The sequence below is a fragment of the Leisingera sp. ABM4_060 genome, from assembly GCF_056158765.1.
In genome coordinates this window covers 3001670-3015017 of the sequence record NZ_JBSWTX010000001.1, presented here as the reverse complement: position 1 = coordinate 3015017, position 13348 = coordinate 3001670, and the positions used below count along the sequence as shown (strand labels likewise).

Here is a 13348-nt window from a genome sequence, read left to right as displayed (position 1 = left end):
CCATGACCCAACCCGGGAAACCCATTGTAACCATAACCTACTGCACCGGCTGCAACTGGCTGCTGCGGGCGGGCTGGATGGCGCAGGAGCTGCTGCAGACCTTCCAAGGCACCTTGGGCGGGGTGACACTGGTTCCCGGAGATTTGGGCGGGATCTTTGAGATCCATGTTGATAAGGAACTGGTCTGGGAACGCAAACGGGACGGCGGCTTTCCTGATGTGAAAGAGCTGAAAACCCGCGTGCGTGACCGGATTGACCCGGACAGGGATCTGGGCCATCTCGACCGGCCGGAGACTTGAAACGAAGAATTTTTCGCCTTCGGCGAGGATATATGAAGGCCAGAAGAAGAATGAGATCAGATCCAGCCCCCGGAGGGCAGCGCCGCAACCGGGGGCCTTCTCCTGGCGCGGTCATCGGCGTCCCCGCCTGTACCGCGCAATCAGAGTTGCCAATTCTGGTTAATGAATCCCTACCCTTCTTCTGGCTGAAAATATCCCCGCCGGAGGCATCCCAAACTCTCAAACAGCGGATCCGCCAAGAATGACACGCGACCTTTCCCGCCTCTTCCGCCCGAAAACCATTGCTGTGATTGGCGGCGGCGCATGGTGCCGCCTGGTGATCGAGCAGTGTCAGAAAATGGGATTCGAGGGCACCATCTGGCCTGTCCACCCCAAGGCCGAAGAGGTCGCGGGCCTGCCTGCCTTCAAGGATGTGGACAGCCTGCCGGAGGCGCCTGATGCGGCCTTTATCGGGGTGAACCGTTTCATCACCATCGAGGTGGTGCGGGCGCTGTCGGCGCGCGGGGCTGGCGGGGCCGTGTGCTTTGCCTCCGGGTTTCTGGAGGCCGCTGCTGAGGACGCAGAAGGCGCCGATCTTCAGGCGCAGCTGCTGGAAGCGGCGGGCGACATGCCGTTCCTTGGCCCCAACTGCTATGGCTTCATCAACTATCTGGATGGCGCGCTTTTGTGGCCGGACCAGCATGGCGGCGCACGGGCAGAGAAGGGCGTGGCGCTGGTTACCCAAAGCTCCAACATCGCCATCAACCTGACCATGCAGACGCGCGGTTTGCCGGTGGCCTATGTGGTGACTGCGGGCAACCAGGCGCAGTCGGGCATTGCCGCGATTGGCGAGGCGCTGCTGGAAGATGACCGCGTCACCGCGCTGGGCCTGCACATCGAAGGTTTTGGCGATTTGCGCGCCTTTGAGGCCCTGGCAGCCCGCGCGCGCGAATTGGGCAAGCCGGTCATTGCGCTGAAAGTGGGCAAATCGGCCGAGGCCCAGGCCGCAACTGTTTCTCATACCGCCTCGCTTGCGGGCGGTGACGCGGGGGCCGGGGCTTTGCTCTCACGCCTTGGCATTCCGCGTCTGGATGACCTGCCCTCCTTCCTGGAGACGCTGAAGCTGCTGCATGCGGCGGGGCGGCTGCCCTCGAACCGCATCGCAACCATCAGCTGCTCCGGCGGGGAGGCAAGCCTGGCTGCGGATACCGGCCACGGGCGCAACGTTGAATTCCCGCCGCTGAACGATCAGCAGAAAGCAGACCTGCGCGAGGCGCTGGGTCCGATGGTGGCGCTGGCAAATCCGCTCGACTACCACACCTACATCTGGCGCGACACCGAGGCGATGACCAAGGCGTTTGCGGCGATGATGGACCCGCAACTGGCGATGACCATGCTGATTGTTGATTTCCCGCGCAGCGACCGCTGCGATGCCTCGGACTGGGAATGCGCCATTCAGGCGGCAATCGGCGCGCATCAGGCCACCGGCGCCAATGTCGGCCTGGTGGCAACCCTGCCGGAACTGCTGCCAGAGGACGTGGCCGCACGGCTGATGGACGCTGGCGTTGTGCCCTTTGCGGGCCTCAGCGAGGCTATTGCGGCTTGCGAAGCGGCCAGCATGCCGTTGCCGGAAGCGCCGGTACCGCTGCTGTTGCCGACCCCGGTTGTCGAGCCGGATCTGGTGCCCGAAGCCGAAGCCAAGTTTCAGCTTTCCGGCTATGGCTTGCGCGTCCCGCGCTCCAAGCGGGCAGCCTCTGCGACCAATGCCCGTGCAGTGGCGGTGGATGTCGGCTTTCCTGTGGTGCTGAAAGGCGAAGGCGTTGCGCACAAGACCGAAGCCGGTGCCGTGGCGCTGAACCTGAATTCCGGTCAGGAAGTGAGCGATGCAGCGTTCAACATGCCGGCCTCGCACTTCCTGGTGGAGGAGATGGTCACCGGCGCGGTGGCCGAGCTGCTGATCGGTGTGGTCAAGGACCCGGCGCATGGGTTTGTCATGACATTGGCCGCGGGCGGCACCCTGACCGAGCTGATGGAGGACAGCGCCTCCTTCCTGCTGCCGGCCGCGGATACGGAGATTGAAACCGCTCTGAAATCCTTGCGCGTGGCCAAACTGCTGGACGGATACCGCGGCGCCCCGGCTGCGGACCGCGAAGCCATCCTGCGCGCCATCCGGGCGGTTGAGGCCTATGTCATGGAGAACGCGCTGGGGCTGGAGGAGATCGAGATCAACCCGCTCTTGTGCACGCCTGCGGATGCAGTGGCAGCCGATGCGCTGATGCGGAGAAAATACTGAGCCATGCGCACCATCGGAGCGGTCATTTTTGAAGGCTTTGAGATGCTCGACTACTTCGGGCCGCTCCAGATGTTCAAGAATTTCCCCGAGGATTTCCGGATTCTCGCGGTGGCGGAGACCCCGGCGCCGGTGCGCTGTTCCGGCGGGCCGCAGGTGGTGCCGGACCGCAGCTTTTCGGACGGTGCGGCCTACGATCTGCTGCTGGTGCCAGGCGGCATGGGCACAAGGGCGGAGGCCGGGAACGCGGCAATGCTGTCCTGGCTGAGCCAGGCCGCGGGTCATGCGGAGGTCGTGATGAGTGTGTGCACCGGCGCCGCATTGCTGGCCCGGGCCGGCGTGCTGGATGGCTTGCCTGCGACCTCCAACAAGCGCGCCTTTGACTGGGTACGCTGCCAGTCGGACAAGGCGGACTGGCAGGAGCACGCCCGCTGGGTGGAGGCGGGCAAGGTCTTCACCTCCTCCGGCGTTTCTGCCGGGATGGACATGAGCCTGGCCGTGCTGGCCCGCCTGCTGGGCCGCGAAGCCGCCGGAAACGCAGCCCTTTGGGCGGAATACCTGCCCAATCTGGACCCCGATAACGACCCTTTCAGCCTGTCAGGAGAGACATGACATGAGCGACAGCCCCGAGAACAGCCCCGTAAAGACCCGCCGCGACGGCGCCATTCTGGAAGTCACGCTGGACCGGCCCAAGGCCAATGCCATCGATCTTGCGACCAGTAAGGTGATGGGTGAAGTGTTCCGCGATTTCCGCGACGATCCCGAGCTGCGGGTGGCGATCCTGACTGGCGGCGGTGAGAAGTTTTTCTGTCCCGGCTGGGATTTGAAAGCGGCGGCAGGCGGTGATGCAGTTGATGGCGACTACGGCGTTGGCGGCTTCGGCGGGTTGCAGGAGCTGCGCGACATGAACAAGCCGGTGATTGCGGCGGTGAACGGCATTGCCTGCGGCGGCGGGCTGGAGCTGGCCCTGTCGGCAGATATGATCATAGCCGCCGATCACGCCACCTTTGCGCTGCCGGAAATCCGTTCTGGCACTGTGGCGGATGCGGCCAGCGTGAAACTGCCCAAGCGCATCCCCTATCACATCGCCATGGAGCTGTTGCTGACCGGGCGCTGGTTTGATGCCGAAGAAGCCAACCGCTGGGGCCTGGTGAACGAGATCGTGGCGGCGGACCAGCTGATGGACCGGGCCTGGGAACTGGCACGGCTCCTGGCCTCCGGCCCGCCGCTGGTCTATGCGGCGATCAAGGAAATCGTGCGCGACGCCGAGGATTCCAAATTCCAGGACGCCATGAACCGCATCACCCAGCGCCAGCTGGCCACCGTGGATGTGCTTTACGGATCCGAGGACAACCTGGAAGGCGCCCGCGCCTTTGCCGAAAAGCGCGATCCGGTCTGGAAAGGACGCTGACGCAGCGCGCCGCCAGGGGCGCTGCCGGGCCCAAGGCTGCGGGGGGCACCGGAGGTGGCTCCCAAGGGCGCGGGAGCTCCCGCCTGTTTCTGGAACATCTGAAGATGTCCCTGCACAGTTGGGCCGGGCGCCGTGCTGTGCACGGCGGTGTTCACGCTGAGCAGCTCTTGAGGAGCAGGTCTGCTCCTCAAGCAGCCAGTCCAAGTGTATACCCGGTTTCACCGCCTCAAGGGCAAGCCGCGCGTGCCGCGCGGAGGCTTGGGGCTCCGCCCGTTCGCAAGCGAAACGCTCCCCCGGAGCGTTTCCTGGAAGCTTGCTCACCCCATTACCCGGCGATACCGGGGGCGCCTAGACCTTCTGGAACAGGGCAATCAGGGCGGTGTCGTCCTTGTGGTCCCCGGTCGCGCGCGGGCCATAGATGCGCAGCTCGGGCAGGGTGAGGCCTTTGATCCACTGGCCGCGCAGCAGCCGGTCGAAGGCGGCGGCAAAGCCGGCCCTTTCATAGAATTTTGCATTCACTGACAGGGCAAACTGCGCATTGGGCGCGGCGGCCCGCAGCAGGGCAGGCAGGGCTTCGGGACCGACATGGCCATGGGTGAAAGTGCCGGAGGACACCACGCCGCGGTAGGCGCCGCGGGGCACCGGGATCCCGTCCAGAAGGTCGGCCTCGATCACATCCCGGTAGGCATCCTTGCGCAGCGCTTCGGCCAGCATCTCGGGGCTGATGTCACAGGCATCTACTGGCCCCACCCCAAGCGTCTGCAGCGCCTGGCCGCAGAGGCCGGTGCCCGCACCGACGTCGAGCACCGGGCCTTGTCCTCCGGCGGCGGCAAAGGCCTTGGCAGTCAATCCGGGCAGAAGGTAATCCTGCCCGGCAGCGAAATCCTGATCGTATGAGCTGGCCCAGCCTGCATAAAGCCGTTTGGATTCCGAGGGCGTCTGCAGGGCGTAGGCGTCTGAAAGTCCCGGTTTCTGTGTGTCCATGGGCGCCATCAAAAGGCGGATGCGGATTTGAATCAACCCTTGCACAGCGGCCCTCGCCAACGCATCTAAGGGCCATGAAGAAAACGCTGCTTTGTCTTGGATTTGGCTATACCGCCCGCACGCTTGCGCCGCGTCTGCTGGCCGGGGGCTGGAGGGTCATCGGCACCTCGCGCGAGCCGGTTCAGGCGGAAGGGGTGGAGATGCTCACCTGGCCGGGGCAGGAGGTGCCGCTGGAAGGCGTGACGCATGTCCTGAGCTCCATCGGTCCGAATGCGCAGGGCGATCCGGTGCTGGCCGCGATGGGGGAGCGGATTGCCGCGGCCCCGGGCTTGGAGTGGATTGGCTATCTGTCCACCACCGCGGTTTACGGCCACCGGGATGGCGGCTGGGTGGATGAGGCGGCCGCTGTTGCGCCGACCAGCGAACGCGGCGACTGGCGCGCCCTGGCGGAGGCGCAATGGCAGGCCCTCCCTGGCCTGCCGCTGCATATCTTCCGTCTGGCAGGCATCTACGGCCCCGGTCGCGGCCCCTTTGCCAAGCTGATGGCGGGCAAGGCGCGGCGTATCATCAAGCCGGGGCAGGTGTTCTCCCGCATCCATGTAGAGGATATCGCCCAGGTGCTGGCGGCCTCGATCGCGCAGCCGCGCCCGGGCGCCATCTATAACGTCTGCGATGACGACCCCGCGCCGCCGCAGGATGTGCTGGGCCATGCTGCCGAACTGCTGGGCCTGCCGGTGCCGGCCGAGGTGCCCTTTGACGAGGCCGGCATGACTCCGATGGCGCGCAGCTTTTATGGCGAGAACAAGCGCGTCCGCAACCGCCGCATCAAGGAGGAGCTGGGGGTGGAGCTGCTCTATCCCACCTACCGCGAGGGTCTGCGGGCGGTGCTGGAGGCCGAGGATATGGAGAGCTTTGTGCCGCCTGCCGAGCCGCCGGGGGTGTGACTAGTCACCACTGAAGTAATCTTCATCCACGGAGCGCAGTACGTAAGTTTTTCGTGCGCGGACGCCAACTTCATGTTTAATCATCAATCGCGCGAGTTGATCGCCATTTATAGTCACAATCCGGTGCTGCACTCTGTTGAGGTATTCTATCGCCTCTTTAGAGAAATCGCTGGTGGTAACAAAAACGCCTTTTGTCGCCCCCTCTCCGGTCAATGAACCAACAAAGGCATTCATAGCAGGGCGGCCAACTTTGTTGTCAGGATCGTATCTTTTAGCCTGAATAAAGACTGCGTCCAGCCCAAGTTCGTCCTCGTTGATGATACCATCTATACCCCCGTCGTTTGATAACCGGGTTTGCTGGCCACGCTCGAGAAAGCCGCCGCCATAGCCCATCGCCAATAGTAGATCGACAACAAGCTTTTCGAAGCGTGCTGGGGTTAGCGACAAAACAGCTTCAATAACATCGCGTGAAAGGGCATTTTCGATTTCGGAAAAGGCTTCAACTATTCTGTCATCCGGAGTCGCGTCGAGCGAAGGCAAGCGCAGCTTTTCTTCTGGCTCTTGCTTGTAAGATGTTCGCCAACTTTCGAATTCGTCAGATTGTGAAAGTACCGCATTATCGATCCGCTCTGGAAAACGATCCAGATAGTCGCGCCCCTTCTCGGTTATGGCATGATTGTTGCGGCCCACGGTTTCCAGCAAGCCTGCCTTACCCATGTAGCTTCTCGCCCAATGAGCCCGGTTGCTGAAGATCGTTTGCTTGCCACTGGGAAGGAGCTCCTGCGCATCCTTATCCGAAACAGCGAGTTGCTGTTGCAGAGAGGGCAATGCTTCACTCACATTGCGTTTGCCCTCAGCGAACAACTTCAGAAGCGGGCGCATCATAGTTTGATAATCAGGGAGCGGCATAAGAAAACCTATCAGAAATTCTCTGATAGGTTTAGTCACTGGAATGTGTCGTGCAACCGCTTTAAGCCCGCTTCTCGCCAATCGTTGCCACACCCAGAACCTCCAGCACCTTGGCTTCGATTTGCGGTGCGTTCATCGCCGCAACTTCGTACATATCCGCTGGGCTGGCCTGGTCGATGAAGATGTCGGGCAGCACCATGGAGCGGAACTTGAACCCGCTGTCGAACACACCTTCCTCAGCCAAAAGCTGCGCCACGTGGGAGCCAAAGCCGCCGACGGCGCCTTCTTCGATGGTGATCAGCGCTTCGTGGTCTGCGGCCAGCTGCAGGATCAGATCGCGGTCCAGCGGCTTGGCAAAGCGGGCGTCGGCGATGGTCGGTGTGATGCCTTTGGCAGAGAGCGCCTCGGCAGCTTTGCGGACCTCGCCCAGGCGGGTGCCGAAGGACAGGAGGGCGACGCGCTTGCCCTGTTGGATCATACGGCCCTTGCCGATCTCCAGTACTTCAGGGGTTTCCGGCATCTCGACGCCTTCACCCTCACCGCGCGGGTAGCGGAAGGCGATGGGGCCGTCGTCATGGGCCGCAGCGGTGGCGACCATATGGGCCAGTTCGGCCTCATCGGCGGCGGCCATCACCACCATGCCGGGCAGGTTGGTCATGAAGCCGATGTCAAAGCTGCCCGCATGGGTGGCACCGTCGGCCCCCACGAGGCCTGCGCGGTCGATGGCAAAGCGCACCGGCAGGCGCTGGATCGCCACGTCGTGCACCACCTGGTCATAGCCGCGCTGCAGGAAGGTGGAATACATTGCGCAGAAGGGTTTCATGCCGCCGGCCGCCAGCGCTGCGGCAAAGGTCACGCCGTGCTGTTCGGCAATGCCCACGTCAAAGGTGCGCGAGGGGTAGCGTTCGGCCATCAGATTGAGGCCGGTGCCATCGGGCATGGCGGCGGTGACGGCGCAGATCTTGTCGTCCTTGGCGGCCAGTTTCACCAGTTCATTGCCGAAAACCGAGGTGTAGGAGGGGGCGTTGGAGGGCGCTTTCTTCTGCTCGCCGGTCACCATGTCGAATTTGGCGGTGGCATGGCCCTTGTCGCGGGCAGCCTCAGCCGGGGCGTAGCCCTTGCCCTTTTTGGTCAGCACATGGATCAGGATCGGGCCGGTGGCGCGGGCCTTGACCGTGCGCAGGACTGGCAGCAGCTGGTCCATGTTGTGCCCGTCGATGGGGCCGAGATACGAAAATCCGAGCGCCTCGAACAGGGTGCCGCCGACGGCCATGCCTTTCAGCATGTCCTTGGCACGCTTGGCGCCTTCGCGGAAGGGTTCTGGTAGCAGCGAGACCGCGCCTTTGGCGGCGGCCTTCAGCTCCTGGAAAGGTTCGCCCGCATAAAGGCGCGACAGGTAGGAGGACAGTGCCCCCACCGGCGGGGCAATCGACATTTCATTGTCGTTCAGGATCACGATCAGCCGCTTGCCCAGGTGGCCTGCGTTGTTCATCGCCTCAAACGCCATGCCGGCCGACATCGAGCCGTCGCCGATCACCGCGATGGCATCACCGTTGCCCTCGGGGATTACGCCGCCGAGGTCGCGCGCCACGGCAAAGCCAAGCGCCGCGCTGATCGAGGTGGAGCTGTGGGCAGCGCCGAACGGGTCATAGGGCGACTCGGACCGCTTGGTGAAACCGCTGAGCCCGTCCTTCATCCGCAAGGTACGGATGCGGTCGCGGCGTCCCGTGAGGATCTTGTGCGGGTAGCACTGGTGGGAAACGTCCCAGATCACCTTGTCGCGCGGGGTGTCGAACACCGCGTGCAGCGCGGTGGTCAGTTCCACCACTCCCAGGCCCGCGCCCAGGTGGCCGCCGGTGACAGAGACGGCAGCAATGGTTTCCTGCCGCAGTTCCTGCGCAACCTGCACCAGCTGCGCATCCGTCAGCCCCTTCAGATCCGCGGGGCGCGTGATCTGGTCCAGAAGCGGGGTCTTGGGCCGGTCGGACATGGTGTCTCCTTGGGCTGCGCCTTTTAGCGGCGTCGCGCGGGGGTTAGCTGTCGCGCGCAATAACGAAACGCGCGGCTTCCTTCAAGGTTGCAGCGGCCTCACCATAGGGTGACAGTGCGGCACAAGCCTCCTCGCAGAGATCTTTTGCGCGGGCTTTTGCCTCTGTCAGCCCCAGCAGCGAAACAAAGGTCGCCTTGCCGGCATCCGCATCCTTGCGCACGGCCTTGCCAACCTTTGCGGCATCGCCTTCCACATCCAAGATGTCGTCGGCGATCTGGAAAGCAAGGCCCAAGGCGCGTGCGTATTGCCGCAGCGGTGCCGGGTCCGCGCCCGCCAGCACGGCGCCAGCGGTGGCAGACCATTCGATCAGGCAGCCGGTCTTGCGGCTCTGCAGTTTGGTGATTTGTTCCAAAGTCAGCGGTGCGGCCGCAGATTCTGCCGCAATATCAAGAATCTGGCCGGAGACCATGCCGTCTTTGCCGGAGGATTGCGCCAGCCCGCGGATCAGCTCCAGCGCATGGGGGCCAACCTTCGGGCTTGCCAGCAGTTCAAAAGCAAAGGTTTGCAGGCTGTCGCCGGCCAGCACCGCCATTGCCTCATCCCATTTCCGGTGCACGGTGGGCTGGCCGCGGCGCAGGTCGTCGTCGTCCATGCAGGGCAGGTCGTCATGCACCAAGGAGTAGGCGTGAATGCATTCGATCGCCAGTGCCGCCTCGATTGCAGCCTTGGCCGGAACCTCATGCAGGCGGGCGCTTTCCAGCACCAGGAAGCCGCGCAGCATCTTGCCGCCGGTAATGGCATAGCGCATCGCGGCGTGCAGTTCGTCACCGCCTGCGAGCCGCGCCTGCATATGCGCTGTGATGCTGGTCTGTGCGTCTTTCAGCGCCTCCGCAAAGGGGCGCGCAGTTTCTAGGGAGAACTGGGTGTCTGCGGCGGCGGTCATGGCTCAGCCGGCGTCCAGCGGCTGGGTGCCCTTGGGGGCGCCGCCCGCGTCCAGGGTGATGGCGGCAACCTTTTCCTCGGCGCGCTTCAGCTCATCCTCGCAGCGTTTCTTCAGTGCCGCGCCGCGTTCATAGAGGGCAATCGAGGCATCCAGTGCAACGTCGCCGCGTTCCAGCTGGTCCACCACGCCTTCCAGCTCGCGCATCGCCTGTTCAAAGCTCATCTGGTCTACGGGGGTCTCAGTCATGCCGGTGCCTTCATCAATTCTTCCACATGCGCGCGGGTTGCCGCGGCCAGCGCGTTCAGATCATATCCGCCTTCCAAAGTCGAGACGATACGGCCCCCACAGAGTTCACTTGCAAGTTTACACAGCTCGGCGGTGAGCCAGGCGAAATCCGCGGTCGCCCAGTTGAGGCTGGCGAGCGGGTCGTCCTGATGGGCATCAAAGCCCGCGGAGATGATGATCAGCTCCGGCTTGAAGCTGCGCAGGCGCAGGAAGGCCTGGCTTTCATAGGCCGCCTGCATCTCTGCCCTGCCCGATCCCGGCGCCAGCGGCATGTTCAGGATATTGCCATGGGCGCCGTCCTCATCCGGGCGGCCGGAGCCGGGCCAGAGCGGCATCTGCTGGCTGGTGATGACCAGCGCGCGCGGCTCGTCCCACAGAAGGTCCTGTGTGCCGTTGCCGTGGTGCACGTCGAAATCCACCACTGCGACGCGTTTCAGCCCGTGATGGTCCAGCGCGTGTTTTGCCGCCAGCGCTGCATTGCCGAACAGGCAGAAGCCCATGGCGGTTTCGGTTTCGGCGTGATGCCCCGGCGGGCGCACCGCGGCAAAGGCGTTCTGCACCTCGCCGCCCAGCACCATATCGACGCCGCGCACCGCCGCGCCGGCCGCGCGGAAGGCGGCATCCAGCGAGCCCGGGGACATGAAGGTGTCGCCGTCGATCTGCACCCAGCCCTCGGACGGGGAGGATTTGCGCAGGTCCGCGAGGTAAGTGGCCGGGTGAATGCGCAGGATGTCGTCTTCCGCCGCCATCGGTGCGGTGACGCGTTTCAGCTCCAAGGGCTCCAGCGCGTGCAGGATGTGTTCGAGCCGCGCGACCTGCTCCGGGTGGCCGTCAGGGGTCACATGGGCGAGGCAGTCGGCATGGGTGATCAGGGCGGTGGTCATTGGCGGCTTCCTCCTGCGGCGGGTCTTGGCGCGACCCTAGGAGGGGGCAGGGTATGGCTGCAAGGGGATTCCCGGGGCGCTGCCCCGGACCCCGGGATATTTTCAGCCAGAAGAAGTGGCCGGGTGGGTTAGTCGGGGGCGAGCATGTAGCCGGCGCCGCGCACGGTTTGCAGGTACTGCGGCTGTTTCGGGTTCGGCTCGATCTTGCGGCGCAGGCGGGTGATCTGCACGTCCACTGCGCGCTCCTGCGCCTGGCCGCGGTCGCGGCCCAGGTCCTCGACCAGCTTTGTGCGGGAAACCGGCTCGCCGGGCTGGGCCGAGAAAATTTTCATCAGCTGGCTTTCAGTGCCGGTCAGGCGGATCAGCTCGTCGCCCTGCCACATCTCGCCGCGCTCGATGTCGTAGCGGATGGCGCCCAGATGCAGCACCTTCGGGGCGCTGTCCTGCGCCGTGGTATCTGGCATCCGCCGCAGGATGGCATTCACGCGCAGCAAAAGCTCCTTGGGTTCAAAGGGTTTCGGCAGGTAGTCGTCGGCGCCGGCCTTGAGCCCGGCTATCCGGTCTTCGGTCTCGCCCCTGGCGGTCAGCAGCAGGATCGGGGTGGCCATACTCTCGCGCAGCGACTGGGTCAGCGAGATGCCATCCTCGCCCGGCATCATCACATCCATGATGATCAGGTCGAAATCCAGCCCCGCCAGCACCCGGCGGGCATGGGCGGCATCGCGCGCGGCAGTGACCAGAAAGCCCGAGCGCATCAGGAATTTCTTCAGCAATCCGCGGATGCGCTCGTCATCATCCACGATCAGCAGATGGGCGTCGTTCATGCTCATGTGGTTCAATCCCGCAGCTTGGCATAGGCGCGGCGCATGTCCGCATCCATCATCGCTTCCAGCACCTTCTTGAAGCCCTGCACCGCTTCGGGGCCGGCGTCTTTATACGCGGCGCGCATCCGGGCGCGCTGGGCGTCCGACAGCTCCGCCTCCAGCGCCGCGCCCTGTTCGGTCAGGTAGAGATGGCGTTCGCGCTTGTCCAGTTCGCCCACCTTGCTGATCACCAGCCCGTCGCCGATCAGCGTGCGCAGCACCCGGTTCAGCGACTGTTTGGTCACGCCCAGGATGCTGAGGAGGTTGTTCACCGTGGTGCCCGGCGAGCGGTTGATGAAGTGGATTGCCCGGTGATGCGCCCGTCCATAGGACATTTCGGCCAGGATCCGGTCCGGATCGGCGGTGAAGCCGCGGTAGGCAAAGAACATTGCCTCGATCCCTTGGCGCAGCTGCTCATCTGTCAGAAACAGCAGGCTTTCGCCGCCGTAGCCCTGCCCTGATCGCCCTTCCGGCATCGGTGCCCCCTCGTCTGTCTTGGGGGTCAGTTTATGTCAGCCTTGTTGACATTCCAAGGGCGAAGATGTATCGAATCGCAGCTTTGGCGCAAGATTATGACCGAACCGGCCGTATCGGGCGCAATTAATGGAAATTCCGCTGAGTTTAGGAGGGTGCGGTATGGCAGGCTATGATGACCGCGACGGTGTGATCTGGATGGACGGCGAACTGATCGACTGGCGGGATGCCAAGGTGCATATCCTGACCCATGCGATGCATTATGCCTCCTCGGTGTTTGAGGGCGAGCGCGCCTATAACGGCAAGATCTTCAAGAGCCGCGAGCATTCCGAGCGCCTGATTGCTTCGGCCGAGGCGCTGGACATGCCGATGCCCTATACCGTCGACCAGATCGAGGCGGCCAAGGAAGAGACCCTGAAGGCTTCCGGCCTGCAGGACGCCTATGTGCGGGCACTGGTCTGGCGCGGCTCGGGTGACGACATGGGTGTGGCCTCCGCCGCCAACCCGGTGCGCATGGCAATCGCGGTCTGGGGCTGGGGCGCCTACTACGGCGACGCAAAGATGCAGGGCGCCAAACTGGCGATTGCCGAGTGGAAACGCCCCTCGCCGGAAACCATTCCGGTCCACGCCAAGGCGGCCGGCCTCTACATGATCTGCACCATCTCCAAGCACAAGGCGACCGCGCAGGGCTGCTCGGACGCGCTGTTCATGGATTGGCGCGGCTATGTGGCCGAGGCGACCGGTGCTAACATCTTCTTTGTGAAGGATGGCGAGGTGCATACCCCGCTGGCGGACTGCTTCCTTAATGGTATCACCCGCCAGACCGTGATCGGGATGCTCAAGGACAAGGGCATCACTGTGCATGAGCGCCGCATCAAGCCGGAAGAGATGGAAGACTTCGAACAGTGCTGGCTGACTGGCACCGCCGCCGAGGTGACCCCGGTTGGCGAAATCGGCCCCTACAAGTTTGAGGTCGGTGCGCTGACCCGCGAGATCGCTGAAGACTACGAGAAGCTGGTGCGCGCTTAAGCGCCGTTGCCAGCAGCAGTCTCATTAAACCCCCGCCCGCAAGCGGGGGTTTTCTTTGCCCGGG

14 protein-coding genes are annotated in these 13348 nt (G+C 63.9%); 6 read left to right on the top strand and 8 right to left on the bottom strand.

Going from position 1 to position 13348, the window contains the following annotated elements; genetic code table 11:
• Window positions 1–2: 2 nt before the first annotated feature.
• The 4 genes from ACXAEH_RS14395 (at window position 3) to ACXAEH_RS14380 (ending at window position 3979) form a co-directional block, all read left to right on the top strand.
• Window positions 3–299: an Rdx family protein gene (locus ACXAEH_RS14395; RefSeq protein ID WP_475033725.1), complete on the top strand. Its 297-nt coding sequence runs from the start codon at window positions 3–5 to the stop codon at window positions 297–299.
• A gap of 241 nt (window positions 300–540) precedes the next feature.
• Window positions 541–2571, top strand: a complete 2031-nt coding sequence (locus ACXAEH_RS14390; protein ID WP_475033723.1) for an acetate--CoA ligase family protein — start codon at window positions 541–543, stop codon at window positions 2569–2571.
• 3 nt (window positions 2572–2574) lie between these two features.
• Window positions 2575–3180, top strand: a complete 606-nt coding sequence (locus ACXAEH_RS14385) for a DJ-1/PfpI family protein (RefSeq protein WP_475033722.1) — start codon at window positions 2575–2577, stop codon at window positions 3178–3180.
• Window position 3181: 1 nt separating this feature from the next.
• Window positions 3182–3979: a carnitinyl-CoA dehydratase gene (locus tag ACXAEH_RS14380; RefSeq protein WP_475033721.1), complete on the top strand. Its 798-nt coding sequence runs from the start codon at window positions 3182–3184 to the stop codon at window positions 3977–3979.
• A gap of 348 nt (window positions 3980–4327) precedes the next feature.
• On the opposite strand, the gene ACXAEH_RS14375 is transcribed toward ACXAEH_RS14380, so the two are convergent.
• Window positions 4328–4963: a class I SAM-dependent DNA methyltransferase gene (locus ACXAEH_RS14375; RefSeq protein WP_475033720.1), complete on the bottom strand. Its 636-nt coding sequence runs from the start codon at window positions 4961–4963 to the stop codon at window positions 4328–4330.
• A 74-nt stretch (window positions 4964–5037) separates the two neighbouring features.
• On the opposite strand from ACXAEH_RS14375, the gene ACXAEH_RS14370 reads away from it, so the two are divergent.
• Window positions 5038–5907 (top strand): SDR family oxidoreductase, encoded by an 870-nt coding sequence (locus tag ACXAEH_RS14370; RefSeq protein WP_475033718.1) that lies wholly within the window; start codon window positions 5038–5040, stop codon window positions 5905–5907.
• On the opposite strand, the gene ACXAEH_RS14365 is transcribed toward ACXAEH_RS14370, so the two are convergent.
• From ACXAEH_RS14365 to ACXAEH_RS14335, 7 genes are all read right to left on the bottom strand, one after another.
• Window positions 5908–6855 carry a restriction endonuclease gene (locus tag ACXAEH_RS14365; protein ID WP_475033716.1) on the bottom strand — a complete coding sequence of 316 codons (948 nt, stop codon included), beginning with the start codon at window positions 6853–6855 and terminating at the stop codon, window positions 5908–5910.
• 22 nt (window positions 6856–6877) lie between these two features.
• Window positions 6878–8806 carry a 1-deoxy-D-xylulose-5-phosphate synthase gene (dxs, locus tag ACXAEH_RS14360; protein WP_475033714.1) on the bottom strand — a complete coding sequence of 643 codons (1929 nt, stop codon included), beginning with the start codon at window positions 8804–8806 and terminating at the stop codon, window positions 6878–6880.
• A 43-nt stretch (window positions 8807–8849) separates the two neighbouring features.
• Window positions 8850–9749, bottom strand: a complete 900-nt coding sequence (locus ACXAEH_RS14355; protein ID WP_475033712.1) for a polyprenyl synthetase family protein — start codon at window positions 9747–9749, stop codon at window positions 8850–8852.
• A gap of 3 nt (window positions 9750–9752) precedes the next feature.
• Complete coding sequence (locus tag ACXAEH_RS14350) at window positions 9753–9995, bottom strand: exodeoxyribonuclease VII small subunit (protein WP_475033711.1); 243 nt, start codon at window positions 9993–9995, stop codon at window positions 9753–9755.
• On the bottom strand, window positions 9992–10918 hold the full coding sequence (locus tag ACXAEH_RS14345) for a histone deacetylase family protein (protein ID WP_475033710.1): 927 nt from the start codon (window positions 10916–10918) through the stop codon (window positions 9992–9994). Before ACXAEH_RS14345 ends, ACXAEH_RS14350 begins: the two co-directional genes overlap by 4 nt.
• A 128-nt stretch (window positions 10919–11046) precedes the next feature.
• Window positions 11047–11748 (bottom strand): response regulator, encoded by a 702-nt coding sequence (locus tag ACXAEH_RS14340; protein ID WP_475033708.1) that lies wholly within the window; start codon window positions 11746–11748, stop codon window positions 11047–11049.
• A 5-nt stretch (window positions 11749–11753) separates the two neighbouring features.
• Window positions 11754–12257, bottom strand: a complete 504-nt coding sequence (locus ACXAEH_RS14335) for a MarR family winged helix-turn-helix transcriptional regulator (RefSeq protein ID WP_475033706.1) — start codon at window positions 12255–12257, stop codon at window positions 11754–11756.
• A 160-nt stretch (window positions 12258–12417) separates the two neighbouring features.
• On the opposite strand from ACXAEH_RS14335, the gene ACXAEH_RS14330 reads away from it, so the two are divergent.
• Window positions 12418–13284, top strand: coding sequence for a branched-chain amino acid aminotransferase (locus ACXAEH_RS14330; protein WP_475033704.1), 867 nt, complete (start codon window positions 12418–12420; stop codon window positions 13282–13284).
• The last annotated feature ends 64 nt before the right edge of the window (window positions 13285–13348 follow it).